At 46.8% G+C, this 24,994-nt stretch carries 21 protein-coding genes and 1 tRNA gene; 1 reads left to right on the forward strand and 21 read right to left on the reverse strand.

Annotation, left to right across the window (positions count from 1 at the left end; translation table 11 throughout):
- Positions 1 to 228: 228 nt before the first annotated feature.
- The 11 genes from rplA to ACJV7B_RS05915 form a co-directional block, all read right to left on the reverse strand.
- Positions 229 to 924 carry a 50S ribosomal protein L1 gene (rplA, locus tag ACJV7B_RS05865; protein WP_004106273.1) on the reverse strand — a complete coding sequence of 232 codons (696 nt, stop codon included), beginning with the start codon at positions 922 to 924 and terminating at the stop codon, positions 229 to 231.
- 14 nt (positions 925 to 938) lie between these two features.
- Complete coding sequence (rplK, locus tag ACJV7B_RS05870; RefSeq protein WP_004118588.1) at positions 939 to 1,370, reverse strand: 50S ribosomal protein L11; 432 nt, start codon at positions 1,368 to 1,370, stop codon at positions 939 to 941.
- 367 nt (positions 1,371 to 1,737) lie between these two features.
- Positions 1,738 to 2,565 carry a transcription termination/antitermination protein NusG gene (nusG, locus tag ACJV7B_RS05875; RefSeq protein ID WP_419389192.1) on the reverse strand — a complete coding sequence of 276 codons (828 nt, stop codon included), beginning with the start codon at positions 2,563 to 2,565 and terminating at the stop codon, positions 1,738 to 1,740.
- 26 nt (positions 2,566 to 2,591) lie between these two features.
- Positions 2,592 to 2,819, reverse strand: a complete 228-nt coding sequence (gene secE / locus ACJV7B_RS05880; RefSeq protein ID WP_004135588.1) for a preprotein translocase subunit SecE — start codon at positions 2,817 to 2,819, stop codon at positions 2,592 to 2,594.
- 37 nt (positions 2,820 to 2,856) lie between these two features.
- Positions 2,857 to 2,932 (reverse strand) — tRNA-Trp (locus ACJV7B_RS05885).
- A 117-nt stretch (positions 2,933 to 3,049) separates the two neighbouring features.
- Positions 3,050 to 4,288, reverse strand: coding sequence for a pyridoxal phosphate-dependent aminotransferase (locus ACJV7B_RS05890; protein WP_419389193.1), 1,239 nt, complete (start codon positions 4,286 to 4,288; stop codon positions 3,050 to 3,052).
- Positions 4,289 to 4,468: 180 nt separating this feature from the next.
- A complete protein-coding gene (gene proB, locus ACJV7B_RS05895; RefSeq protein WP_004135592.1) occupies positions 4,469 to 5,614 on the reverse strand; it encodes a glutamate 5-kinase in 1,146 nt (381 codons plus the stop codon).
- 20 nt (positions 5,615 to 5,634) lie between these two features.
- Positions 5,635 to 7,317 carry a GTPase ObgE gene (obgE, locus tag ACJV7B_RS05900; protein WP_419389194.1) on the reverse strand — a complete coding sequence of 561 codons (1,683 nt, stop codon included), beginning with the start codon at positions 7,315 to 7,317 and terminating at the stop codon, positions 5,635 to 5,637.
- Between the two features lie 101 nt (positions 7,318 to 7,418).
- Positions 7,419 to 7,670, reverse strand: coding sequence for a 50S ribosomal protein L27 (gene rpmA / locus ACJV7B_RS05905; protein WP_004133764.1), 252 nt, complete (start codon positions 7,668 to 7,670; stop codon positions 7,419 to 7,421).
- 33 nt (positions 7,671 to 7,703) lie between these two features.
- Positions 7,704 to 8,012, reverse strand: a complete 309-nt coding sequence (gene rplU, locus ACJV7B_RS05910; protein WP_004129104.1) for a 50S ribosomal protein L21 — start codon at positions 8,010 to 8,012, stop codon at positions 7,704 to 7,706.
- Between the two features lie 191 nt (positions 8,013 to 8,203).
- Complete coding sequence (locus ACJV7B_RS05915; protein WP_419389195.1) at positions 8,204 to 11,512, reverse strand: Rne/Rng family ribonuclease; 3,309 nt, start codon at positions 11,510 to 11,512, stop codon at positions 8,204 to 8,206.
- A 450-nt stretch (positions 11,513 to 11,962) separates the two neighbouring features.
- On the opposite strand from ACJV7B_RS05915, the gene ACJV7B_RS05920 reads away from it, so the two are divergent.
- Positions 11,963 to 12,904, forward strand: coding sequence for an AEC family transporter (locus ACJV7B_RS05920; RefSeq protein ID WP_419389196.1), 942 nt, complete (start codon positions 11,963 to 11,965; stop codon positions 12,902 to 12,904).
- A 131-nt stretch (positions 12,905 to 13,035) separates the two neighbouring features.
- Here ACJV7B_RS05920 and ACJV7B_RS05925 read toward each other — a convergent pair whose 3' ends face one another.
- The 10 genes from ACJV7B_RS05925 to ACJV7B_RS05970 all read right to left on the reverse strand — a co-directional run bounded on the left by ACJV7B_RS05925 (position 13,036) and on the right by ACJV7B_RS05970 (position 24,987).
- Positions 13,036 to 14,520 (reverse strand): Maf family nucleotide pyrophosphatase, encoded by a 1,485-nt coding sequence (locus tag ACJV7B_RS05925; RefSeq protein ID WP_419389197.1) that lies wholly within the window; start codon positions 14,518 to 14,520, stop codon positions 13,036 to 13,038.
- A gap of 108 nt (positions 14,521 to 14,628) precedes the next feature.
- The gene (locus tag ACJV7B_RS05930) at positions 14,629 to 15,774 is read right to left on the reverse strand and encodes a M48 family metallopeptidase (RefSeq protein ID WP_410296550.1); all 1,146 of its coding nucleotides are present in this window, start codon (positions 15,772 to 15,774) and stop codon (positions 14,629 to 14,631) included.
- A gap of 47 nt (positions 15,775 to 15,821) precedes the next feature.
- Complete coding sequence (locus ACJV7B_RS05935; RefSeq protein ID WP_410296551.1) at positions 15,822 to 17,045, reverse strand: M48 family metalloprotease; 1,224 nt, start codon at positions 17,043 to 17,045, stop codon at positions 15,822 to 15,824.
- 161 nt (positions 17,046 to 17,206) lie between these two features.
- The gene (gene thrB, locus ACJV7B_RS05940; RefSeq protein WP_419389198.1) at positions 17,207 to 18,274 is read right to left on the reverse strand and encodes a homoserine kinase; all 1,068 of its coding nucleotides are present in this window, start codon (positions 18,272 to 18,274) and stop codon (positions 17,207 to 17,209) included.
- Positions 18,275 to 18,298: 24 nt separating this feature from the next.
- Positions 18,299 to 19,696 carry a homoserine dehydrogenase gene (locus ACJV7B_RS05945; RefSeq protein WP_410296553.1) on the reverse strand — a complete coding sequence of 466 codons (1,398 nt, stop codon included), beginning with the start codon at positions 19,694 to 19,696 and terminating at the stop codon, positions 18,299 to 18,301.
- Between the two features lie 65 nt (positions 19,697 to 19,761).
- Positions 19,762 to 20,763 carry a CPBP family intramembrane glutamic endopeptidase gene (locus ACJV7B_RS05950; protein WP_419389199.1) on the reverse strand — a complete coding sequence of 334 codons (1,002 nt, stop codon included), beginning with the start codon at positions 20,761 to 20,763 and terminating at the stop codon, positions 19,762 to 19,764.
- A 50-nt stretch (positions 20,764 to 20,813) separates the two neighbouring features.
- Positions 20,814 to 21,956, reverse strand: coding sequence for a D-alanine--D-alanine ligase family protein (locus tag ACJV7B_RS05955; protein WP_419389200.1), 1,143 nt, complete (start codon positions 21,954 to 21,956; stop codon positions 20,814 to 20,816).
- Positions 21,957 to 22,023: 67 nt separating this feature from the next.
- Entirely contained in the window at positions 22,024 to 23,019 is a 996-nt protein-coding gene (locus ACJV7B_RS05960; protein ID WP_004133777.1) for an NAD(P)H-dependent glycerol-3-phosphate dehydrogenase, read from the reverse strand.
- 173 nt (positions 23,020 to 23,192) lie between these two features.
- Complete coding sequence (locus ACJV7B_RS05965) at positions 23,193 to 24,077, reverse strand: lysophospholipid acyltransferase family protein (RefSeq protein ID WP_419389201.1); 885 nt, start codon at positions 24,075 to 24,077, stop codon at positions 23,193 to 23,195.
- A 46-nt stretch (positions 24,078 to 24,123) separates the two neighbouring features.
- Complete coding sequence (locus tag ACJV7B_RS05970; RefSeq protein WP_419389202.1) at positions 24,124 to 24,987, reverse strand: anchored repeat-type ABC transporter permease subunit; 864 nt, start codon at positions 24,985 to 24,987, stop codon at positions 24,124 to 24,126.
- Between the last annotated feature and the right edge of the window lie 7 nt (positions 24,988 to 24,994).

A 24,994-nucleotide genomic window follows, 5' to 3' on the forward strand; every position in this document is an offset into this window, starting at 1 on the left:
ACGCACGCGCAAACGCCCTCGTCACCTATTCGTTACTAACGTAGATTACGTACTGCGCGAGTAACGCTAAAACGCAATTATTCGTTACTAATGCAGAAACGCAGCGACATAAGTAACAAAAAAAAAACGCTGAAAACGTAACTCAAAAAGAGCACATTTTCAGCGTTTAAGCCTTAGCGCTTAATATATTGTGCGCAAAATTACGCATGCAATAAATTCAGCAATAAATCAGGCAGCGATGCTTGCAATATCCACTGGAACACCAGGAGCCATCGTGGAAGTCACAGTTACCTTAGTAATGTAACGACCCTTGATGGTGCTTGGCTTCAAACGGCGGATTTCGTCTGCAACAGCCTTGAAGTTTTCTTCAAGAGCCTTGGCGTCGAAGGAGAGCTTGCCGAAGAGGAAGGACAGGTTGCCCTGGCGATCCACGCGGAACTCAATCTTGCCGCCCTTAATGTCGGCAACAGCCTTGGCAACATCCATGGTCACGGTGCCAGTCTTTGGATTTGGCATCAAGCTACGAGGACCGAGCACACGACCCAAGCGGCCAACCTTACCCATCATGTCTGGGGTTGCAACGACTGCATCGAAGTCAAGGAAGCCACCGGCAACCTTTTCGATCAATTCGTCATCACCAACGATGTCGGCGCCAGCTTCCTGAGCCTCAGTAGCCTTTGGACCACGAGCAAACACCAAAACCTTAGCGGTTTTACCGGTGCCGTTTGGCAAGTTCACAACGCCACGAACCAACTGATCAGCCTTGCGAGGATCCACGTTAAGGCGCATAACAGCCTCAACGGACTCGTCAAAAGCGTGCTTTGGCATGCTCTGCAACAAAGCAATAGCTTCAGCTGGGGTGTACAGGTTATTGCGGTCGATCTTCTCAGCCGCTTCACGATACTTCTTAGAACGCTTAGCCATTTCTACACTCCCTTTCAGTCGGTAACGGTAATACCCATCGAGCGAGCGGTGCCCGCGATGATCTTCATACCGGCCTCGACGTCACGTGCGGAGAGGTCAGGCATCTTAATTTCGGCGATTTCGCGCACCTGAGCCTTGGTCACAGAACCAACCTTGTGAGTCAATGGATTCTCGGTGCCCTTCTGAATGCCAGCAGCCTTAAGCAACAAAGCAGCGGCTGGTGGGGTCTTCAAAATGAAGGTGAAGGAACGATCTTCGTAAACGGTGATCTCTACTGGGACGATCTGACCCATCTTGTCCTTCGTCTGGTCGTTATAGGCCTTGCAGAAGTCCATGATGTTCACGCCGTGGGAGCCTAATGCTGGACCCAGTGGTGGGGCTGGATTTGCTTTACCAGCCTGAATCTCGAGCTTAATAAGCGCGGAGACTTTCTTTTTCGGAGCCATAATATGGTTCTTCTTTCTTGTACAAGCGGTTCAAACGGTTGCTACAAACGCTGATATAAAGCCGTTTTGCAGCTTCCTCCCGCATCTTGTATTGCTGTGCTGTGCTAGCGGATTACTCCTCCAGTCACAAGCCTTCCTATTATGCCACATCTTCGCGACACGCTGCATTACGACAGCTGCAATTCTTAACAATTTAGCAACAACATATTTTCGCTACATGCTTAGCATGAAGCCACCTATGCATATTCACAAAATATGCCATGTCTCAGTAAATAAACAAAACCGGAGCGCAAATTAACGCGCCCCGGTTTGTGAAAGTTATAAAAACTTAAGATTTCGGCTTAAGATTTCGGCTCAGGATTTCAGCTCAAACAATCGGCTCAACCTGGTTGAAACCAAGCTCCACAGGAGTTTCACGACCAAAGATGGAAACCAACACTGTAAGCTTCTGAGTTGTAGGCTCCACGTCCGAAACCACAGCAGCCATAGTAGAGAATGGACCGTCTGTAACAGTAACCTGATCGCCAACCTTGTAAGCAACTTCAACCTTGCGCTTACGTGCAGCTGCAGGCTTATCTCCAGCGTTCTTCAAAGCTTCGGAAGCAATCATAGGAGCCATCATTGCCACAACTTCCTTGCGACTCAATGGAGCTGGCTCTCTAGAAGGTCCAACGAAACCAGTCACGCCCTCAGTTTCGCGCACAATGCGACGAGCGTTTTCATCCGGCCACATGCGAATCAGCACATAACCTGGCACACGCACGCGGGTAATAACTTTCTTACCCTTTTCCGTATGCTTCTCAACTTCTTCCATTGGAACTTCAATCTGGAAAATCTTATCTTCCAAACCAAAGTTCTGCACACGAGATTCAACGTTAGTTTTTACGCGCTTCTCATAGCCAGAATAAGTATGAAGCACATACCACTTGCCTTCCAAAGTGCGCAGCTTCTTAGAAAACTCAGCTACAGCGATTGCGCCGGCATCAGTTGGGTCGCCTTCAGTTGATTCGGAATCAGTTGCGCCAGCTTCAGCTTCAGCTTCAGTGTTATCTGCATCAAGAGATGCAACAGCGGCTTCAGCGGCAGCGGCATCATCAGCATCGTTAACTGGAGCTGCATCTACGGCTTCAACATCTTCTACAGCATCTGCAACTTCTACAGCTTCTGCTTCTTCGGGATTGAACTCATCAGTCATATTTTATACACCTTCAAAATTTCAACTCAGCCGAACAACCACATTACGAACTTGCCTAAGCCAAGATCCATGCAGGTTACGAAAGCCATTAAGAATACAACGAATATGAACACAGCTATAGACCAAGCAAACAACTCTTTGCCATGAGGAGCAACAACCTTGCGCGTTTCATCGATAGTTTGCTTGACGAACATGCCAATGCGCATGAACAAGTTCGGCTTTACTGCTTTATTAGTGCTGCGTGCCTGTGCCATGCCTTATTCCTTCGTGTAGAATTTGTGAACTAAAAACTGGCAGGGACGGCGGGACTCGAACCCACAACCTACGGTTTTGGAGACCGTTGCGCTACCAATTGCGCCACATCCCTATGGTGAACTTGCTTATCATACCCCAAAAGGTGCGACATAGCAAAACCGCCAGATAGCTATGTTATCTCATGGGCATGATTTCGCGATTAATAGCATTTAGCGAGTGTCGTATAAAGCTAAGCCTCAACCCACTTTTTCATGCGACGCATACCTTCTGCAAGCTGATCGTCCGCGAGCGCGCAAGAGAATCGCAAATAACCTGGAGCGCCAAAAGCCTCTCCTGGAACAGCAGCAACATGTGCTTCATCAAGCAACATTTCCGCAAATCGCGAAGAAGTATGCGGAACTTCGCGATGCTCGCCAAGAGGACGCTCAAGAAGCGCCTCAACGTTAGCAAAAGCGTAAAAAGCGCCGTGAGGAAGCGGACAAGTAACGCCGTCAATATTATTCAGCGCTTCCACAATTGCTTTGCGACGAGCGTCAAAAGACTCGCGCATTGTGCTAACCACGTCTAAAGATCCGCCAACTGCAGCAATTGCGGCTCGTTGCGAAATATTAGAAACGTTAGAAGTCATGTGACTTTGCAGCTTTACTGCAGCTTTTGCAACATCCGCAGGCGCAACCATCCAACCAACTCGCCAGCCTGGCATTGCGTAAGTTTTAGCAACACCGTTTAAAATCAGCAGCTGATTTCTAACTTCCGGAACCTCAACGCCAATGTAAGAAGTTGAAATTCCGTCGTAATGAAGATGCTCGTAAATTTCGTCGGAAAGAACCCAAATATGGTGCTTTACAGCCCACTGGCCGATTGCGCGAATAGTTTGTGCGCTCCAAATAGCGCCCGTAGGATTCGAAGGAGAATTTACAATAATTGCGCGAGTGCGTGGAGTGCGAGCGGCTTCAAGCGCATCAATATCTGGCTCAAAACCGCGTTCTGCGCCTGCCAAAACCTGCACAGGAACGCCGCCCGCAAGCTTCACGGCCTCCGGGTAGCTAGTCCAATATGGGGCTGGAATAATAACTTCGTCGCCATCATTTAGAAGGATTTGGCAAGCTTCGTAAACGGCTTGCTTTCCGCCGTTTGTTACTACGACTTGATTCGGTGAGACTTCGTAGCCAGAATCGCGATGCACTTTTTGTGCGATTGCTTCTCTAAGCTCCGGCAGACCGGCAGTAGCGGTGTATCGGTAGTTTCGAGGGTCTTTGCAAGCCACAGCTGCAGCTTCGACAATATAAGAAGGAGTAGGAAAATCCGGCTCGCCTGCGCCGAAACTTACTACGTCAACGCCGGAAGCTTTCATAGCTTTTGCTTTGCCGTCGACTGCAAGCGTTGCGCTTGGTGCTACCCGGTTTATGCGCTCGCTTAATACGCGCCAATCTTCTTGTGCGGAAGTATCTACCATATTCTCTGCCATGGTTTCTAGTGTAACCGCAAGCCGCGAAACGGTAAATTTTCCGGAAATTTCCCCGTATTTGGAGCGTCAAAGCAACACAAACGCTCCAAATGCGAGAAAAGTTGAGCACGTTTGGAGCGAAAACCACGCCACAACCCTCCAAACGCGGGACAAGTTGCGCACGTTTGGAACTGCAGTTAATTACACAAGCACAAGATTGTCGCGATGCACCACCGGATGCGCATACTGCCTGCCAAGCGACTCCTCAAGCTCGTCGCTTGTGCGCCCCATAATCTCCGGAATCTCCTCAGCATCAAAAGCCACTAAACCTTTCGCTAAGTGATTTCCCTGCTCGTCGTCAATCCACACCGGATCCGTTGCCGAAAACTCTCCGCAAACACGCACAATACCGGCAGCAAGAAGGCTCGCACGTCCGCCGCGCACAGCCTTAGCAGCACCCTCATCAACCACCAGCGTTCCGTGAGGATGTGACGCAAACCCAATCCAAAGTCGCCTAGCAGAATCGCGCGTATGAACCGGAGCAAACGCAGTTCCAACAACATCTCCAGCAAGAGCCGGCCCTGCGTTTCCAGCACAAGTAAGCACGGTTGGAATACCTGAAACTGCCGCCACATGCGCGGCTTCCAGCTTCGTCACCATACCCCCAGTGCCTACTCCCGAAACACTTGCGCCAACCTTCACTTCTTCTAAAGCGCGCGTCACATCCGGCACAAAGCTCACTCGTTTTGCACCAGGCTCGCTAGGCGGCGCAGTATAAAGCGAATCCACATCTGTAAGAAGCACAAGCGCTTCTGCACGCACAATATTTGCCACAATAGCTGCAAGTCTATCGTTGTCGCCGAAGCGAATTTCGTTGCTAGAAAGCGCATCGTTTTCGTTTACGATTGGGATTACGCCAAGTTCCAGCAAACGAGTCATTGTGCGCTGCGCGTTACGGTAGCGAGATGGCGAAATAGTAACGTCTGCCGTCAGTAACATCTGCCCTACTCTGAAACCAAATTGCGAAAATGCTGCTTCATATTGCGCCATAAGCAAGCCTTGACCAACCGAAGCCGTGGCCTGCTGAGTTGGCACATCTTTTGGACGCTCCGCAAAACCAAGTAGTCCAAAGCCCGCGGCAATTGCGCCAGAAGACACAAGAACAATTCGAGCACCTTGCATTTGCGCGTGACTAATTGCAGAAACAAGAGCGCGCAACTTTTGCACATCCAGCCGCCCAGATGCGTCCGTAAGAGAGCTTGAACCTACTTTTACAACGATTGTGCGCGCCTCGCGGATTGAACACCGAACCCCGTCTTCGGTAAGTTCAATTTCCGGATTACTCATAAAATTCCCCCTTGATTCCGCTAGTTTTCCTGCTCTTCGCCGCGCCCAAATAAGCTATTTTCGTCATGACGATCGTCGTCCACAGAAGGATCCGCCCAATGTCCCGACTTTCGCTCAGCCATCATCGCTTCTCGAACCGCAGATTTAGCGTCCATCATGCTGTGATAATCTCGTCTACGCTCTGCATTCGTGCGTCTTGCTCCGCGAGGATCGTTCGCTTCGAGTCGCAAATCCTTACCGCGCGCACCCAAGTTAGCTCCGTCCAATCCTTCCGCACCGGCTGCAATGCTTGGATCCCAGTCGAAGCAAACCATGTGCTTGCCGCTACCAATGCGAATTTCATCTCCCGGACGCGCGCCCTTCTTGCGCAACTCGTCTTCAACACCGAGCTTTGCCAAGCGATCCGCCAAGTATCCTACTGCTTCATCGTTGTCAAAATTCGTTTGCACAACCCAGCGCTCAGGTTTGCTTCCGGTTACAGTGAACCAAAAATCACCATTTCTGTCTTCTTCGCGCTTAATTTCAAAGTCCGAACTGTTTCCACGACCATCATCGCGACGCCTGCGCAAAGTCGAAGCCGGCTGCTCAAGAGGCTGAATAACAACGCGCTCTTCTTCGCGCGCTGCTTCCTCAGCAGCTAGCTTCTCACGCATCTTTTCAACAAGTCGACCAAGCGCAAAACCGAGTTCCTTCAAACCTTCGTGAGATGCTGTAGAAATCTCAAATACAGTCAATCCCATTTTCTCAAACTCGCCGCGCACAAAATCAGCCAATTCTTTAGCTTCAGGAACATCGACTTTGTTAAGAATAATAATGCGCGGACGCTCCGGAATTGGGATTGCGCCCAACGGAAGTTCAAGTTTGTTAGCGTATTGCGCAAGCTCATGTTCAAGAGCGTTATAGTCGCTAATTGGATCGCGATTTGGCTCTAAAGTAGCGCAATCAATTACGTGCGCAATAATTTCCGTACGCTCAATATGACGCAAAAACTCAAGACCTAAGCCTTTGCCTTCAGAAGCTCCCGGAATTAAACCTGGCACGTCCGCAATTGTGTAACGATAGTTTCCGAAACTTACTACGCCAAGATTTGGCACCAAAGTAGTAAACGGATAGTCTGCAATTTTTGGTTTGGCTGCGCTAATTGATGCAACTAAGCTTGATTTTCCTGCAGATGGGAAGCCGACTAAAGCCACGTCTGCAATAGATTTGAGTTCCAAAATTACGTCGCGTTCTTCGCCTGGCTCTCCCAAAAGAGCAAAACCTGGAGCACGTCGTACTTTATTTGCCAAAGCTGCGTTACCAAGACCACCGGCACCGCCTTGAGCTACAACAAATTTATCCCCAACATGACGCAAATCCGCCAAAACTTCGTCTGGACGCTTTTGAGAGCCTGCAGCACCGCGCGCTGTAAAAACAACAGTTCCAACAGGCACAGGAAGCACCAAATCCGCGCCTTTTGAACCGTCTTTAGTGTCACCCAAGCCCATCGTGCCATTCTCTGCTGTGCGATGAGGTATAAAACGATAGTCGAGTAAGCTGTTTGCATTGCGGTCTGCTACAAAAATAACTGAACCGCCGTCACCACCATTGCCGCCATTAGGTCCAGCCAATGGCTTGTACTTTTCGCGACGGACTCCAGCGGAACCATTGCCGCCGTCGCCACCCTTCACGTGCACTGTTACGCGATCTACAAAATCACTCATACTGCTACCTTACTCGAAGCTAAACACTTAAATTCGCGGAAACAAATCAAGAACAAAAAAGCCGCACCGAATTGGGTGCGGCTCGAAGACTAATCTGTCACTCAGGCGGTAACAACGTCAACAACCTTGCGGTCGCGACGAATGCCGAACTTCACATTGCCGTCTGTCAAAGCGTACAGCGTGTGATCCTTGCCCAAAGCAACATTCTGACCGGCGTGGAACTTAGTGCCGCGCTGACGAACAATAATGTTGCCAGCCACAACAGCTTCACCGCCGAACTTCTTCACACCAAGATATTGCGCTTGCGAGTCGCGACCGTTGCGCGAGCTAGACGCACCCTTCTTATGTGCCATCTCACTGTCCTTTCAGGTTTATAACACCGTCAATCAGGCGATGGCCGTGATCTTGACGAGAGTCAACTTCTGGCGATGACCCTTGCGACGAGCCACACCAGTCTTGTTCTTAAACTTCATAATGCTAATCTTTGGACCCTTGGCTTCGTCGTTCAAGACTTCTGCCTTCACCGTGATCTTAGCAAGATCCTTGGCGCTTAAGGTCACCTTAGCACCGTCAACAACGAGCGCGACCGGGAATTCCACGGTATCGCCCTTCTTCGCATCGAGACGGTTCACGAGAATGGCGTCGCCAACCTCGACCTTCTCTTGATGGCCACCGGCCTTCACAATCGCGTACATAATTCGTTCCTTAGCTCAATTGAAAGCTTACTTCTGTCTTGCGCACAGCAAAATGCGCGCGGCAAGACACCGACTATCAAAAATACACCCACCCATGTACTAACGTCAAGTGGTTAGTTTCATAAGGGCAATGCAGACAATATTCAATATTGTACTCAAGGCATATACTTAATAGATTATCCTTAAGATTATTAATACTCCGTGGGCTCTCTATATTCTGTATATTCCGTATATTCTTCAGTTTTTGCAGGTTCAGTAGATTCAGTAGATTCAGTAGATTCAGTAGATTCTACAGATTCCACATGTTCAGTAGATTCTGCAGGTCCGTTAGATTCTACAGGTTCAATAGATTCCACAGGCTCAGTAACTTCCGCACTTTCTGCAGACTCCGCACTTTCCACATTCCCAGCATTTCCAGCAGATTCTATAGATTCACTAATTGCGGACGCTGCAGCAATACGCGCAAGCTTAGCACGCACTTCAGCGCTAGAACCCTGCTGCTTTTGCGGCTCTGGAGCAACCGTAGAAGTTCCATGACCATACTTGTTCGTTTTCACAAACGGATCGCCACCCTTAAGCGCGTAAGGATCGGCATATTCCGAAGAAACCGTCGGCTCATCGTGCAAAATAAATCCACGACCCTTGCACGTTGGGCATTCCTCCGAGAAAGCTTCAACCAAGCCCTGTCCAACACGCTTACGCGTCATTTGCACAAGACCAAGCGAAGTAACTTCAGCAACCTGATGCTTAGTTCTATCTCGCGCCAAGCACTCAAGCAGTCTTCGCAACACCAAATCACGGTTGGCTGGCATAACCATGTCGACGTAATCAATCATTACCATGCCGCCAATATCGCGCAAACGCAACTGTCGCGCAATTTCTTCGGAAGCTTCCAAATTACAGCGCGTAACCGTTTCTTCCAAAGACTTACCGCGTCCAATAAAACGACCAGTATTAACGTCAATCGTAGTCATAGCTTCAGTTCGATCAATAACAATCGAGCCACCCGACTGCAAGTAAACCTGACGCTCCATGCCCTTTCGAAGCTGGCTATCAATCTGCCACTTGTCGAAAATATCTTTACCCTCATGCTCAGCAGGATCCCAATACTCAACCTTGCTCAACAAATCAGGTGCCATCATTTCAAGATATTCGTTAATGCGCTGATGCACGCCATCGCCTTCAACAATAAGCTTCTGGAAGTCATCGTTGAAAATATCTCGAACAACACGAATAGCCACATCCGGCTCACCTTGAAGCAGCTTAGGACGTTTGCCGTGCAAATACTCCTCACGCTTTGCTTCAATGCGATCCCACTGCTTAACAAGCGATTCAAGATCCTTCTGAATTGCCTCTTCGCTTGCACCCTCAGCAGCAGTACGAATAATAATGCCCATATCTTTTGGAGCAATCTTAGAAACAATAGCGCGCAAACGCGAGCGCTCACGATCCGAAAGCTTACGGCTTACGCCCGTCATTCCGCCAGAAGGAACAAGCACAAGGAAACGACCAGCAAGAGTTACTTGCGAAGTTAGTCGCGCACCCTTGTGACCAATCGGATCCTTAGTAACCTGCACAAGCACAGGATCTCCGGACTTAAAAGCAAGCTCAATTCTGCGAGGCTGACCTTCCAAACGCGTCATATCCCAGTTGACTTCGCCAGCATAGAGCACGCCATTTCGAGCCTGACCAATATCCACAAACGCAGCTTCCATGCTTGGAAGCACGTTTTGAATGCGACCAAGATAAATATTGCCAACGGTTGCAACTTCTTGAATATCGGAAACGTAGTGCTCCACAAGAATATTGTCTTCAATAACGGAAATTTGCGTGTGACGATCGCGCTCGCGAACCACCATCAAACGATCAACATTTTCGCGACGAGCAAGGAAATCCTGCTCCATAATTAAGTTTTGACGCGCGCGCTCGCGGCGATTGTCACGGCGGCGCTGACGCTTTGCTTCAAGTCTAGTAGAGCCCTCAATATCCGTGATTTCGTCAATATACTGCTGCTTGCGAGAGCGCCTAGAAGATAAATCGTCGGCACTTAAGCGAGAAGAAGCAAAAGAATCATCCGAAGAAGACAATGACGACTGCGAAGACTGCGATTGCGACGAAGCTGCGGAATCATCCGAAGACTTAGAGCGGCGGCGACGACGGCGACGCGTGTACAGCGTTTCTTCTTCGTCTTGAGCGCGAAGTTCTTCTGGATCCGGTATTAAATCGCGATCTTCCTGAGATACTTCGTCAAGATTTTCGCGCGAAGAACGACGACGGCGACGACGACGCGTTATCATTCCCTCATCGTCATCTTCATCAAGAATGCTGCTTGACGAGTCGCGAAGACGACGGCGACGACGCAAGCCAGTATCTTGATTGTCATCTTGACCATAATCTTGACTGTCATCATTATTGTCTTGATTATCATCTCGAATGTCGCTGCGGTCGCTGCGATTGTCACTGCGGTCGCTGCGGTCATCGCTATTGCTGCGATTCCTTCGATTGCGAAGATTTCCTCTGTTTCTGCGGTCGTTGCGATCACTGCGATCACTGCTGTCGCTGCCATCGCTGCGATCGTCGCTATCTAAAATATCGCTAACATCAAGAGTTTCATCGATTTGAGTATCAATAGGCGCATAAACAATATCGTCGTACGCAAGATCCTCTTCAATTTGCTCGACTTCGGCAGCAGCTCGACGCTCAACCGCATTCAGACGACGCGAGCGGCGAGAACGTTGGCTTTTTTGAGAAGATTCATTGCGATTACGATTATTGCGACGGCTTTGACGCTCATTCGCACTGTTTTCAGATTCGTCTTCAAAATCCGATTGAGAATCAGAACGTGCATCCTCACGAGAATTTGCGCGCGAATCATGACGCAAATCCGCGCGAGAAGACGAACGCGAAGACGAACGCGAATCTGCGCGAGAATCATCCCTGGAATCTTCGCGCAAACGCTCGCTTTCATCACTATTAACATGAGCCGGCAAAACAGGCTCTTGGAACAGCAAAGAAGTAATAGGGCGAGATGACGTGTGGCTGTCAGCATGACTGTCAGCATGACTGTCGATGTTGCTGTCAACATGGCTTTCTGCGCGACTTTTAACGTCATTAGCGCGACCAGCAGCGCGATTATCGCGACTATTAGTGCGACTATTAGCGCTGGCATTAGTGCTGGCATTGTTGCGATTATTATCGCCGCTATCAACGCCGCTATTAAAAATCTTCGTGCTCGACTCTTCTACCTTTAATTCCATCGCTTCGCCGGCTGCACCAGCACCACGCGTCACGCGACGGCCTCGGCGACGACGCACAACTCCAGCAGCAGAAGTAGCAGAAGCGGCAGAAGTAGCAGCTACACCCGCAGAAGAAGCGCCAACAAACGACACATCTTTAGCATCTTTAACATTTTTAGCGTCTTTAGCGTCTTTAGCCGCAACCGGATTTTTAGACACAGTTATACTATTTTCAGCTTCAGATTCATTGAAGCGTTCTCTCATTATTCTGGGCACTATGCTCCTCACGAAACGCTGCAATCGCCTCGCATCCCTGGCTTTAAGATGAACACGCACGCACGCGAGCCACCCCAAGGCTCTCTACAAAGTCTAATTGCGCGACGGCGGACGCCAGCCTCGGAAAAACACTCACGAGGGGATCGACGCCATCAATCGCCTGGCGGCTTGCAGTGCCACCGCTCTCTAGTATGCCATATTGCCGAGTCAAATATCCAATTTACTGAATATTAAAATTTACAACGTTACTTTTAAGCCAAAAGCAGCAAAACCACGCGCGCGCTACTATCTGCACTAATACAAATAGTTGCGCACGCACAAAAGTTGCGTATCGCTCCTATAGTTGCAGCAGAGGTTTGTGCGAATATATTTGCGCGCTACTTACTATTTGGAAATACTATTTGGGATACTATTTTGGATACCCTTTGGAGGCAGGAAATGGGCTTAATCAGCGCTATGCAAGGCTTTTGCGTAATTGGCATTGTGATTCTTGCCGGCTATATTACCGCGCGCCTTCGCATTGGCGGATCTCAGGCTCAAATGGTGCTAAATCGCGTAAGTTTCTTCGTTTCAAGCCCTTGCTTAATGTTCGCAATTCTTTCTAAAGAGCCTATTTTTGAGATTTTTCATTCTTCGATTTTTGTTGCGTTCTTTTCTGCAATGATTGTTGGACTTGCGTTCATATTGCTTAACCGCATATTCTTCCACCTTCCTGCAGCTGACTGCACAATTGGCGCGCTTAATTCGCTTTACTTAAATTCCAATAATATCGGCTTGCCAGTTGCCACTTATATTCTTGGAAATCCTGCACTCGTAGCGCCAATTTTGGTTATGCAACAGGCCGTTTTTACTCCTGTTGGCTTGACGGTTCTTGACATCACGACTACCGGCAAATTCTCGCTTAAGCGTATTGCTCAGCAGCCTTTGAAGCAGCCGCTTTTAATTGGATCTCTTGGCGGAATTGTGATTTCTGCGATTTCCGCAAAAGTTGGCTATTTCCCTGTTCCGAATTTTTTGTACGATCCTATTAAAATGATTGGCGATTCCGCAGTCCCTATGATTTTGATGGCTTTCGGTATGTCGCTTTACGGAAGTAGACCTTTGCAGAAGGATTCAAATCGCGCTGCGATTGCAACAGTTGCGGTGCTGAAAAATTTGATTATGCCAATTATTGCGTTTTTGCTGGCTTACTTTGTGATGGGTTTTCGCGGGGCGACTTTGTACGCGTGCGTTGTGCTTGCGGCGCTTCCAACAGGCCAAAACGTTTACAATTATGCAGCTAGATACGGCGTTGGCTTAAGTTTTGCGCGTGACGGAATCCTGTTTTCTACGGTTACCAGCCCGATTTGCATAGCTGTAATCGCCGCCATTTTGGGGTAACTAATTCTCGCACATTCGTAGCATTTGCAACAAGAAATTTGCCTTTCGCAAGTTGGAAGTCTACTTCCAGATTCCGCAAAACTAACTCATACCTGGAAGTCTACTTCCAAATTGAAGCTACCTTTGCGCACCTACCTTTGCGCAGCAAGCGCATCAAGCCGCGCGCGGAAAGACGGCCAATCAGTGCGCATTGCCGTAAGCAGCTTCAACTTAGGCACATCGTCAATCGGCACCCACTTAATTTCCATACTCTCGTCGTCATGCGCGCAAGGATCCACACTATGCCCCGGCTTTTCAAACGCAAAAACCGTTGTATAGCACCAGTTTCCGTGATCTTCACGGTAAGCTCCAACAACATCAATATCTTCCGAAGTAATATTCGCTTCTTCAAAAGACTCGCGCAATGCTCCCTCAATCGCACTTTCACCGTCGGAAATTGCTCCGCCCGGAATACCCCAAGTACCACCTTCCGCACTCCAAAGCGCGCGATGCTGCATCACAACGTGCGTCACGCGACCAGTTTCGGCATCTTGCCTGGCAAGCAGCACTCCAGCAGCACCGTTATGGCCCCAGTGCCTTCGCCCACAATTGCACTGCACCCAACCATCCCCCGGCTGATGCACGTTTTCTTTAGGTACTTCTGTGGAAGTCGGGTCGCTCTTTTTGCAAGTTTCTTCCACGGTATTCTTATTCCACAAATCCGGCCACGCGTACCCAAGCTCGGCAACCATATTGCGAAGAAGCGGCAAGCTGATTCCAAGAACTCCGTGCGGATCTCCCTGAATTCCCTCAATAAAAGCACCGCCAAAGCCTTCTAGCGTAAAGGATCCCGCAACTTCCAGCGGCTCGCCAGTTTCTATATAAGCGCGAATTTCAGCGTCGCTCATTTGCGCAAAAGTTACGCTTGCGTGGCTTGTTTTGCACAAGAATTTGCCGGTTTTTGCGTCGATTAAACAATGGCCGGTCCACAATTGCCCTGTTTTGCCACTCATATTCTTGATTCGCTCAAAAGCAATTTCGGGCGTGTGCGGCTTTCCGTAGCATTCGCCATCGAGCAGGAACATGGAATCGCAGCCAACAATCAGCACACTGTTGCAATTATTAGAAGATTTATTTAGATGCGCGAAATCGTGAATATCGAAAGTTTTTGTAGGAACAGTTACGCCTGAAAAGTCGCGAGTTTGCGCGGTATCTACGTTATGCGTTACGTCTGATTGCGAGTCGCTCGCTAAAGCGTTACTAGCAGATTCGGAAGATTCAGTAGTTTCAGTAGTTTCAGTAGTTTCAGCAGATTCCGCAAGTTCAGCATGTTCCGCAGGCTCAGCGGGCTCAGCTTCCAGCGGATACCCCACAACCAAATCGCCACTAGCTGAAGCAGACGCATCTGCCACACGCTTCCATGACTCATACACAGCCTTAGCTTTCGCGCGCGCCAAAATAGAAACGCGCTGCTCAGCACTCAACTCTTCAACGCTTGTTCCGCGCTCACTAGCGGCATCACACAAAACCGCCGGCTCATCCACTTCACTCTCGTGAATCACAGGGATCACGCCGGCCGCCGCCAAAACAGCCCTACGCGCTGGAGACTGTGAGGCCAAAATCAACGAAACTGTCATACCTTATTCTTCCTTTTTATCCTTCACACAGCTTATTCGCGAGTTATTGCCGCGCCCGAATAATCAACCGACATGTGAAGCACCTGCCAGCCATCGCACGAAATACTATTAACTATTAACCTCGTTATAGTGTGAATCAAATGTAGCATATTTAGCAGCATCTTTCTTACGCTGATTAATATGCGTCACATCACCATCATTAAAAGTAAAACCGATCAAAGCAGTAACATCATATTTAAGATCAATGAATTGCGCATCAAGACTTTCTTTATATTTGTCTTTATGAATTGCATTGCTGATTTTATCAAATGCAGATGCGAGCGCTCCGGAATTGCCAACAAGTCGAATAGCAAAATTATCCGCATAAGAATCACGATCGCCGCTACAAATAGATGATTTCATTTCCGGAATAATATATTTAAGCATGTTTGTAGCAATAAACATGTATATTCTTCCTACCAGTTCTCGCCTAGTTTTAAATCTTGCATTTTTTTCGACATAAACTTGTTTTCCAGAATTATAGCAATTGCTTTTCTTTGAAACTTGCTCCATTTGACAACTTTTGCTCAATGACGCAACTACCGCAATTAATTGCGTAATTGCAAGTGAATCGTTTGAATATAAGTGAGCTAATTCGTGTGCTATTACACACTTTAATTCGTCGTCTTCTAATACGCTAATAAGTTCCTCATCAATAACTATTGCAGCTCTTTGATTATCTCGTAGCGAAAACGCATTGAACTGCGTCATACTCGTTGCGAATATTTCTGGCACATACATATTTGCAGAATGGCACAATTCATTAGTAAGATTCACCACACGACCACTAACTAAAGGATTGTTACTCTCGCATCCATAATTTTCAAGAATAACATTAACCGGAGCATCTTTTGCACGTTTAAACCTATAGCCTTGAACTCCAGCTATAGCAATTACGCCAACGAGAGCAACAGTTTGCAATATATTTTTTGCAGATGATATTTTATTTCCAGCAGTCGGAGTGTAATAATATTCAACAAATTCGTTAGCATTTTCTCTATTCAACGTATCTGCACGTTGTTTTCCCCATGAATCATTCATAGAACTAGTAATAACTACTAGCACAAAAATGACAAACAGTGTTGCTAATAGAGCTGCAATCGGAGCAACAATTTGTATAACACAAGCTTTTATTGTTAACTTGCTAATATTCGCAAGTCTCATACTATCTTTAGCACTATTTTGAGCCATATCATCATGTCGCGGATTTTCCATACTTCACCTCAATATTTTATATTCCGATATGCAAAATAATTACTTTATTAATTATTACTATCCGCTTGTTGAATACCACTTGTTATTTGTGCATTATTATCTACTTGCGAATTATTATTAGTCACTTTTTGAGTATCTTGTGAATACTTTTGATATAGCACGTCTAAACGATTTGTATCTCTGCGCTTATTGCTATAGCAAGGGTTGAAGCTAAATAGAGCCATAGCCTCCCAAAAAGTATCATTAACATTTTTCCTACCATACGTATTATCGCTAGGATTATTAGTAAGATGCATAGTTTTATTAAGACAACTTATAAGAGGCAACGCAGTTCCCATTTTCTTAACCGTTTCTTCGTCAATTCTGTACTCATAATATGAATCCATGCGTGACAATATTAATGAAACTGCGCGCTGTGGTATTCTGAACCATTTCACAGAACGAAAAACAATAACCACTATAAATTGATAAGCAATGGTAAGAGTATTCTCAAAAACAAGACCTACAGAATGTTTTTTAGTGTTAAATTTCATAAAAGGCTTTGGTCGGAGTAAATCACGAATATTGTCAAAAGTACCAATCTGATAGTAGGCGTACCACGTAACCAACATTGCAACAATACGAGTAGTCTGTTCACAATCAGGCGACAAAAGACGAATTATCTCATGGTCTACAACAGCTCGCAACTCATCATCAGTACAATTTTTCACTATCTCACTACCAACAATCAACACACTTCGACTATTGTCTTTAAAAGCAACGGCATCAGTAAACTTATCGAATATATAAAGTTGCGGTTTCTCGATGCCGATTTCCGCACTTACCTCATTAATAATGGAGTTAATTCTTAAATCATTGCCTTTAAAATCTATTTCTGAGTCTAAACCGTCAAGAATCTCATCAACCGGAGACTTGTATAGTTTATACGCAGCTCGTGCGGAACAAAAAATTATAACTGCAATAATTGCGAGAATTATCCATTTATATGCTTGCGCGTCTTTCTCTGCTTGATACTCACTAACCCTACTAGAGCCAAAAATGCTCATCATAATAGCAAGTACACCGCATACGATTAAAAACGACGCTGAACAAAGAAATGCCATAATACCAGCCATAGAAGCATATAAGTACTTAGCAAGTTTTTCAAAATCAAGAATATTTGTTCTCTGTGCATAAGAATTATATTGCTGATATTGCGCATACGTTTGCTGCTGCACATACTCATCTTGCTGCTGGCCAGATTTTTCATAGTTATTATACTGATTTTCCATGCGTTCACTTCTCTCTGTAGATTTTGCACCTTCGCACAATCTATGGTAGTTCGAATACACGCGAATAACAAGATTATGGCTAATCTATTAACCCAATAAAATACGTAAATATTTTATTTATAAATAACTTTTCTAAATCATTAACTAGATTTATTTACAGTCTATTCGCGAGTTATTTCTACGCCCGTAGAGTTAACAGGTACGTGTAAAACGCGCCAGCCATCACGCGAAAGCCACGGCTTTGCAATTGCGTCGATTTTTTGAGCAGCACTCTTTTTATACTCGGCATCTCCTGCATAAAATACAGCAACGCACGATCCTGCTCCCGAAATTGCTGCCGCAAAACCAGCCTCGCGCAACGCTTCCACCAGCTTCCATGAATCTTTCATAAGATTTGCACGATACGGTTGATGAAGAGCATCTTGAGTCGCCTCAAACAGCAGTTCATTTCTAGAAAGATTTGATTTTACAGCATCACAAGATTCGCTATTTAGCTCGCCAAACGCAACCGGAAGCATTGCAGCTCGAGACACGTTAAATATTGCGTCACCATACGGTACTTTTGCTGGAAGCGCGCGCCTAGCAAGCTCTGTAGAAAGCTCAAAATTAGGAACGAATACCGACACAGAAATATCTTGCGAAACTTTGTATCGTACAGTATGAAAACCGGTAGAAAGCGGAGCTTCGCAATCTCCAGCCACGCGCACAGAACCTTTGCCTTCCCCAGCATCAAGCTTCCAGCTCATCGTCAAACCACCAAAAACCGCAGGAGCTACGTTATCTGGATGTCCTTCAATTGAGGCAGCAATCTCAAAAATTGCTTCGCGATTAATCTCGCCTTCGTGCGCAAAAGTCCAAGCAGCAGCAACAGCAGCCACAATCGCCTCTGCGGAAGATCCCATACCGCGCGCTTGCGGAATCTGATTATGCGCTTCTAACGTAAACCGTAAGTTTGGTAACCCAAAAATTTTGCAAGCTTTGCGAAAAGTTGATACAACTAAGTGCGTTTCATCTTTTGGAAGCGTATCCTCGCCTTCGCCGTGAATAATTACGCGCACGTTCCCAGCATAATCAAGCGAATCAAGCGAATTTTTAGACTGATTATCATCCAGAGTAAAAACTAAAGAATCCGCATAATCAAACGCAATTCCTGCAGTATCAAACCCGGATCCAAGATTTGCGCTGGTTGCTGGAACTCTAACTGACACGCTGTTGCATACTGGTTTCATTTCGCACCTTTTTCGTTAGAGCGTTTACTTAATAATTCGCAAAGCAAGCGGCTTGCCCAGCACAAAATCTAAATCTTGCAAATCCTTGCAAATAGATTGCGCAGTAGCTTTAGAACATTCGCGCACAAGAACGCGCATACTTCCAGGCCCGCCAAGACCGCACTGTGGGCAATCCGACTCCCCTTCAGCCTGCGCGTATTGCGCTTCACAAGCCGAAGCCAAACGCTCAGCCTTAACGCCATAATCTGCAAAAACATCCATAACTTCGCTGCGCAAAGCCAAAGAAGTGTCTTCCATGTTGCAACGAATCACAAAATCAGCACAAGTCTGCTCGCTAGAAGCCGGCACATATTTGTTATACATTGGCACACCAAAGCCGGAGCATCCGCGCACAAGATTTCGAGCCGCACTAACAACATCTCCCACAACAGCGCTGGCAGTTGGAGCTCCGCCGGCACCGCGTCCGTAGAACATTAAGTCGTCTGCAGCCTGAGCTTTTACAAACACAGCATTAAAGCTGCCATGCACAGAAGCCAAAGGATGCTCAGCGCCAACAAGCGCCGGATACACACTAACGCTCACTCCTTCATCTGCACTTGACTCGCTGTCACAGCCGTCACAGCCGTCACCGCCATCACCGTGCCTCTCAACTGCCGCAAGCAGCTTAATCACACGATTTTCTGCGCTCGCCGCCGCAATATCTTCAGCGGCAATCGCGCTAATTCCTTCAACAGAAACGTCGTCAATACTTACTGGCATTTGGAATGCAAGAGTTGCAAGAATAGCAGCCTTATTTGCAGCGTCGAATCCTTCAACATCTCCGGTTGGATCTGCTTCTGCGTAGCCTTTTTCTTGAGCTGCACGCAAAGCCGAGTCAAAATCAAGTCCGCGCACTGTCATTTCGTCAAGAATATAGTTTGTAGTGCCGTTTACTATGCCAAAAATTTGCGTAATTTCGTCGCCAATAAGAGACTCTCGAAGCGGACGAAGAATAGGGATCGCGCCTGCCACTGCAGCCTCAAAATACAAGTCAACTCCGTGACTTTCAGCACACTCGTATAATTCCGGACCAAACTTTGCAAGCAGCGCTTTATTAGCTGTTACAACAGATTTTCCGTGACTCAGCGCGCTTTTTACAAAAGTATGCGCCGGCTCAAGTCCGCCAATAAGCTCGACTATAATATCAATGTCTTCGCGAGTACATAAAGAGGCGGTGTCTGTAGTTAGCAAATCGCGCTTAATCCAAGGCGCATCAACTTCTTCCGGGCGTAAGCATGCAACTGCTGAAAGCTCAATTTCAGCGCCAGTTCGCTTCTTAAGCTCATTGAACTGTTCAACTATTAGTCGCGCTGTTTGAGACCCAACAGTTCCAGCCCCGAGTAGGCCTACGCGAATAGTTTTAGTCGACTGATTGCTTTGCATAACTTTCGCCTCCTTCGTTGATTTATTTTATATTTTATTTTTATGCGATTATTTTTTACTCGCTTTTACACAAATAACATTAGCAAATTAAGAAGTATTGAAATAATCAAAAATGCTATTACTCCAACAGTTCCGTACAATGCTTTGTTGCCAGCTTTATTCGGAAGTTCTTGCGGAGCATTGAAGAATACAAGATACTTGCGGCGGCGAACTAGCAAAACCACGCCTACTATAAGCATGGCAATCATAAACATCCCATAAATTCCAGCTAGAATAAAACCGGTTGGCAGGCTAGTTAATTCCTGACGAGACATCTTTTCTACGTCAATCATATTTCCGCTTGCATCAACCAGCTGCTTTTCCAACCACATTGCAACTATGCTTCCTTGGAAATTCACAATCATATGAAGGAATATGCTGTAGCTCAACTTGGACGTGCGAATATAAATGTAACCAAAAACAAGTCCGAGTCCAAATGCGTAGAAGAATTGGAAAATGTTCATATGGAAAAGCGCGAAAGCAAGTGCAGAAAATACAATAGCTCGCTTTTCTCCGTACGCGCGCAAACGAGAAAGCAGCTGTTTTCTAAAAAGCCATTCTTCCACAATTGGCGCAAGAATTACCACGAATATGAAGGTTTCCCACATATTTCCCGCTGCAATAGTGTCCGATACGCGATTTTCTGCTTTTCCGCCGCTAAGAACTGTTGCTAGGAAAATGCCAACTATATTACCAATGTACATAATCGGTATGCACACAGCAAAGAATCCGCCAAATTGGCTAAATTTCATAGAGAATTGTTTGGTTTTTGCCGCAGGAACAGTGCGCATAATAAGCATTGCGATTGGTAAAGCGACTAAATACTGCGAAATATCCGACACAAGTAATGTGTTAAGAGAGTCGCTTAGCATGCTCTTAGGCACAAACTGTGAAGAAAGAACTCCAAGAACATAGGAAACAGCAATCCAAACTACTAGGAATACGCATAAAGACATGCCAATAGTTCCTTGACGTTTGCGCGCTAACAAATAAGTGTCGTCGCGCCATGAATTTTGCAAATCTTGCATACTTATTCCTTTCTGTTTCTGCTTTTGTTTCTGTTTTACAGTTGATTAAATTATTTCAAAACGCCTTCAATAAGCTTTGTGATTAAATCGCTGTAGCTTATTCCGGTTGCTTCCCAAGCTTTTGGATACATGGAAATTGGCGTAAATCCAGGCATCGTGTTGATTTCGTTAAGAATTACGCGGCCATCTTTAGTTACAAAAGAATCCACGCGACTTAGTCCACGCCCATCTGCCGCTTTGAACGCTGCAAGTGCCGTTTTGCGAACGCGCTCTAAAGTTTCCGCTGGCAAGTTTGCTGGAACTTCAACGTGCGAAGCTGCGGAATCCATGTATTTGCTGTCAAAATCGTAGAACTGGTCTTCACCAGCCTCGCGCTTGTCTAGCACAACTTCTCCAGGCCAGCTTGCTTTCGGTTCTTCGCCGTCGCGAGCTGCAAGAACCGCGCACTCAATTTCTCGAGCGTCAATTCCCTGCTCTACCAACACTCGCCAATCGTGCTCTGAAGCCTCAAAAACAGCTTCTGCTAAGGCTTTAGCATCGCGCGATTCAACTTTTGTAACTCCAAAACTAGATCCTGCGCGGCTTGGCTTTACAAAAAGCGGATACTCGAGTTTTGCTGCTTCAACTTGAGCAAGAATTTCGTTTGCATATGAATCAAAGTGATTTTCCGCGTCGCTTGCAAACTTGCGCGCATCAAGTGCAATTCCAGGAGCAACATTAATTCCGGCAGCTTTAAACAGTTGCTTTGCATAGTATTTATCCATGCACGCAGCCGAAGCCAACACTCCGCAACCAACGTATGGAACTTGCATCATTTCTAGCAAGCCTTGCAAAGTGCCATCTTCACCGTTTGGACCGTGAAGAACTGGGAAAACTGCGTCAATATGACCCAAACTTGTAAGTGTACCGTCATTTTCGCGGGCTAAAAATCCGTCTGCGCCTTTGGCAGGGTCTAGCACAACATCGCGCGTTCCAGCAGTTTTTGTTATTACCGGAAGCTCTCCTTCTTCCATGCGGAAGTTTCGCGGATCTTCGCCGCCAACAATCCACTCGCCCTGTTTTGTTATAGCAATGCGCACAATTTCGAATCGACTTTCGTCAACCGCACTTAAAACGCCAGCAGCCGATATACACGAAATCGAATGTTCGTCTGCTTTACCGCCGTACAAAAATGCCACACGCTTTTTTGCCATTATTTTCCCTTAGATTATTTTTGATTATTTTGTATTATTCTGGATTATTTTCAAAAACGCTTTGTTTTTACTCTTCGCAAACGTCGTCGTCGAAAAGCATTGCGAGCATTTCTTGGCAGGAGATTCCTTCTTCCAGCACGCGAGCCATTGCGCTTGCAAGAGGCGTTTCAACGCCCAAACGCTTGCCCATTGCCACAACTGCGCTTGTAGTTGGAACGCCTTCTGCAACGCCATTGCTTACGGCGGTTGCTTCTTCAACGCTCATACCTTTGCCAAGATTTGCGCCGAAAGTATAGTTGCGGCTTAGTGGAGATCCGCAAGTTGCAACTAAATCACCAAAGCCTGCAAGACCTGCAAAAGTGCGAGAATCTGCGCCTTCCGCAACACCCAAAGCAGTCAACTCTGCAAGACCGCGCGTTTCAATCATAGCTGCAGTATTTTCACCGTATCCTGCGCCTCGAGCCATGCCAACTGCGAGCGCAACCACGTTTTTAAGCGATCCGCACATTTCTACGCCGATTACGTCGGTTGATACGAATGCTTTAAAGTAGCTGTTTGAGCATGCTTTTGCAACTACTTCTGCCTGAGATTTTTCTGCACAAGCAACTACTGCTGCAGCAGGGTGGCGAGATGCAACTTCCTTGCTTAAGTTTGGTCCGGAAAGTGCAGCAAAACGGTTACGCGGCAAGTTCAATGCTTCGCACACGACTTCATCCATGCGCTTTCCTGTTGTGCGCTCAATGCCTTTCATAAGCGAAACAACAATCGCATTTTGCGGAATAAGCCCCACAAATTCTGCTAACGCAACGCGAGCAAACTGTGCCGCAATAGCCACAACTACAATATCCGCGTTCGCAACAGCTTCTGCACGATCCCCAGTTGCAGTCATATTTTCTGGAAGTTTTTCCACACTTGGCAGGCGCACGCCGTTATGATGATGGTCGCGAATTCCTTCAACGATTTCCGGCTCTATTGCCCACATCGTCACTTGATTTCCTGCGTCCGCAAGCACTTGACCAAACGCAGTTCCCCAAGCACCAGCACCCAACACCGTAACGTTCATGTTTACGTCCTGCCTTTCGGTTTGAAGTTTCGTGGGCTGCGTTATAGTTTCGCGCATTTCGCAAGCTAATTTGCAGCTCAATTTTGACTTATAATCACACTATTACTTAATATTACACACGCCGCTTTACGGGATTTTAAAAAGATACTTTATTTTATTCTTACGTATATTTTTTATTCTTCCGTAACGCGTTTCATCTGCCTGTAATCAAAGTATCCAGCAGGCGCTTTTTCGCCGCGAATCTCTTCCATAATTTGCGTCATACGCACTCGCACGCGACGAGCAAGCTCTTCAGCAGATTCAATTGGAGGCAATTCTCCCCAATTTTCGCTTCCCTGCAGCAAGTCGGAATAATCAAGCTGAGTATCGTAGCACATTACAACGTTTTTCTTCGGCCAAGGCCACCAGTGGTTAATGCTTGCAGCACCCCACACAACAGCGCAAAATAGCGGAATCTGATGCCCTAGTCTGCGTGAGGCTTCAAGCGCAATAATTCCAATGCCTGGCTTCATACTCATCGGCCATTTTTCAGGATCGCGCGTTAAAGTACCTTCTGGCCAAATACTTAAAGGCCTTCCGTTTGTGAGTATTTTGATTGATTCTTCCTCAATTTCGCGCGCTTTTCCGCTTCTGCGCGGAACCGACTGCATGCCTACTAGCTGGAACCATTTGCCTAAGATTGGCCAGTGCGCAAGTTCTGCTTTTGCCATGTAGCGAGGTCTGCGTCCTTGGTGGAATAGCGCGGTCATTGGTATAAAAACGTCAAACATTGTAACGTGCGTGCAAGCGGTAATAAACACGCCTTCTTCTGGCACGTTTTCTAATCCCCACGCGCGTACTTTGCAGCGCGAGCGCAATACGCGCGACGTTCCTTCGAGCAGTCTTTCGGCGGCTTTAGGATTTTGCGCGTCAATTTCTGCCTGATTTGGCTTACGTGCGCCGGTTGGGTAGTAATACGTTGGGTCAACTAAGTTGTGTACGCGAGCTAAGCGCTCTACTTGCTCATCGCTTAAGGGTTTTACGGCGCTTCTTGGCGAAGGTTTTCCTTTTGATACCATACGTCTATTGTGCCGCACGCTATAAACCTGTGCTAAACCTACTTTCTTAGCCTTTTGTATTTACTAGAGCTTTTGAAATCAGCCCATGCTTAGGCGAGCAAACCCAAGCAAGCACAAAAAGCACTGTTGCAACTAGCACAATCGTGCCGCCTGTTGCAGTATCAAAGCTCCAAGAAATATACATGCCCACAATCGATGACGCGCAACCAATAACCGGCGCTAGAATCATCATTTTCCCAAGTCTGTCGGTAAGCAATCGCGCAGTCGCCGCGGGCGTAATCAAAAGCGCTAAAACAAGCACGTTTCCAATAATTTGCACGGAAACAACTACTGCAATCGCCACAAGCACGTACAACATTCCATCTAGCCAAGCTACTGGTAATCCCATTGCGCGCGAAGTTTCGCGATCCATCGACACGCACACAAGTTCTTTGTGGAACATACTCAGCAACGCCACAATAATCAGCCCTGTAACAGCTACCACAGCAATATCCGAGTCCGGAATGCCAGTAATTGAGCCAAATAAGAAGGATTCCAAAGAGCCGGCGTAGCCCGAAGCTTTTGAGATTATTACGATTCCAAGCGCAAAAGCAGATACGAAGAATACTCCAATAAACGAGTCTTCGCGAAGCCTGCGGTTTTGGCTAAAAATAGATACGATTAGTGCGGTTGCAACTCCTGCGAGCGCGCCTCCAAATAGCAGATTTCCTTGCAATACGAAGGCGATTGCGAGTCCTGGGAATACGGAGTGTGCTACAGCGTCACCAATAAATGCCATTCCGCGAAGCACAACGTAGCAGCCAACTACTCCACAAATTACGCTAGAAAGGCAGGCTACAATAAGCGCTTTTAGCAAAAACCAAAGGTCAGGATTTGTTAAATCTTGTATAAATTCGATTGGAGATAACATTTACTTT

The sequence above is a fragment of the Gardnerella bretellae genome, from assembly GCF_048545135.1.
GTDB classification, from domain to species: Bacteria; Actinomycetota; Actinomycetes; order Actinomycetales; family Bifidobacteriaceae; genus Bifidobacterium; species Bifidobacterium greenwoodii.

What these genes read in the sequence shown, in the direction of transcription:
- rplA (WP_004106273.1), bottom strand. Translation starts at nt 924, where the DNA reads ATGGCTAAGCGTTCTAAGAAGTATCGTGAAGCGGCTGAGAAGATCGAC.
- rplK (WP_004118588.1), bottom strand. Translation starts at nt 1,370, where the DNA reads ATGGCTCCGAAAAAGAAAGTCTCCGCGCTTATTAAGCTCGAGATTCAG.
- nusG (WP_419389192.1), bottom strand. Translation starts at nt 2,565, where the DNA reads ATGACTGATGAGTTCAATCCCGAAGAAGCAGAAGCTGTAGAAGTTGCA.
- secE (WP_004135588.1), bottom strand. Translation starts at nt 2,819, where the DNA reads ATGGCACAGGCACGCAGCACTAATAAAGCAGTAAAGCCGAACTTGTTC.
- ACJV7B_RS05890 (WP_419389193.1), bottom strand. Translation starts at nt 4,288, where the DNA reads ATGGCAGAGAATATGGTAGATACTTCCGCACAAGAAGATTGGCGCGTA.
- proB (WP_004135592.1), bottom strand. Translation starts at nt 5,614, where the DNA reads ATGAGTAATCCGGAAATTGAACTTACCGAAGACGGGGTTCGGTGTTCA.
- obgE (WP_419389194.1), bottom strand. Translation starts at nt 7,317, where the DNA reads ATGAGTGATTTTGTAGATCGCGTAACAGTGCACGTGAAGGGTGGCGAC.
- rpmA (WP_004133764.1), bottom strand. Translation starts at nt 7,670, where the DNA reads ATGGCACATAAGAAGGGTGCGTCTAGCTCGCGCAACGGTCGCGACTCG.
- rplU (WP_004129104.1), bottom strand. Translation starts at nt 8,012, where the DNA reads ATGTACGCGATTGTGAAGGCCGGTGGCCATCAAGAGAAGGTCGAGGTT.
- ACJV7B_RS05915 (WP_419389195.1), bottom strand. Translation starts at nt 11,512, where the DNA reads ATGAGAGAACGCTTCAATGAATCTGAAGCTGAAAATAGTATAACTGTG.
- ACJV7B_RS05920 (WP_419389196.1), top strand. Translation starts at nt 11,963, where the DNA reads ATGGGCTTAATCAGCGCTATGCAAGGCTTTTGCGTAATTGGCATTGTG.
- ACJV7B_RS05925 (WP_419389197.1), bottom strand. Translation starts at nt 14,520, where the DNA reads ATGACAGTTTCGTTGATTTTGGCCTCACAGTCTCCAGCGCGTAGGGCT.
- ACJV7B_RS05930 (WP_410296550.1), bottom strand. Translation starts at nt 15,774, where the DNA reads ATGGAAAATCCGCGACATGATGATATGGCTCAAAATAGTGCTAAAGAT.
- ACJV7B_RS05935 (WP_410296551.1), bottom strand. Translation starts at nt 17,045, where the DNA reads ATGGAAAATCAGTATAATAACTATGAAAAATCTGGCCAGCAGCAAGAT.
- thrB (WP_419389198.1), bottom strand. Translation starts at nt 18,274, where the DNA reads ATGAAACCAGTATGCAACAGCGTGTCAGTTAGAGTTCCAGCAACCAGC.
- ACJV7B_RS05945 (WP_410296553.1), bottom strand. Translation starts at nt 19,696, where the DNA reads ATGCAAAGCAATCAGTCGACTAAAACTATTCGCGTAGGCCTACTCGGG.
- ACJV7B_RS05950 (WP_419389199.1), bottom strand. Translation starts at nt 20,763, where the DNA reads ATGCAAGATTTGCAAAATTCATGGCGCGACGACACTTATTTGTTAGCG.
- ACJV7B_RS05955 (WP_419389200.1), bottom strand. Translation starts at nt 21,956, where the DNA reads ATGGCAAAAAAGCGTGTGGCATTTTTGTACGGCGGTAAAGCAGACGAA.
- ACJV7B_RS05960 (WP_004133777.1), bottom strand. Translation starts at nt 23,019, where the DNA reads ATGAACGTTACGGTGTTGGGTGCTGGTGCTTGGGGAACTGCGTTTGGT.
- ACJV7B_RS05965 (WP_419389201.1), bottom strand. Translation starts at nt 24,077, where the DNA reads ATGGTATCAAAAGGAAAACCTTCGCCAAGAAGCGCCGTAAAACCCTTA.
- ACJV7B_RS05970 (WP_419389202.1), bottom strand. Translation starts at nt 24,987, where the DNA reads ATGTTATCTCCAATCGAATTTATACAAGATTTAACAAATCCTGACCTT.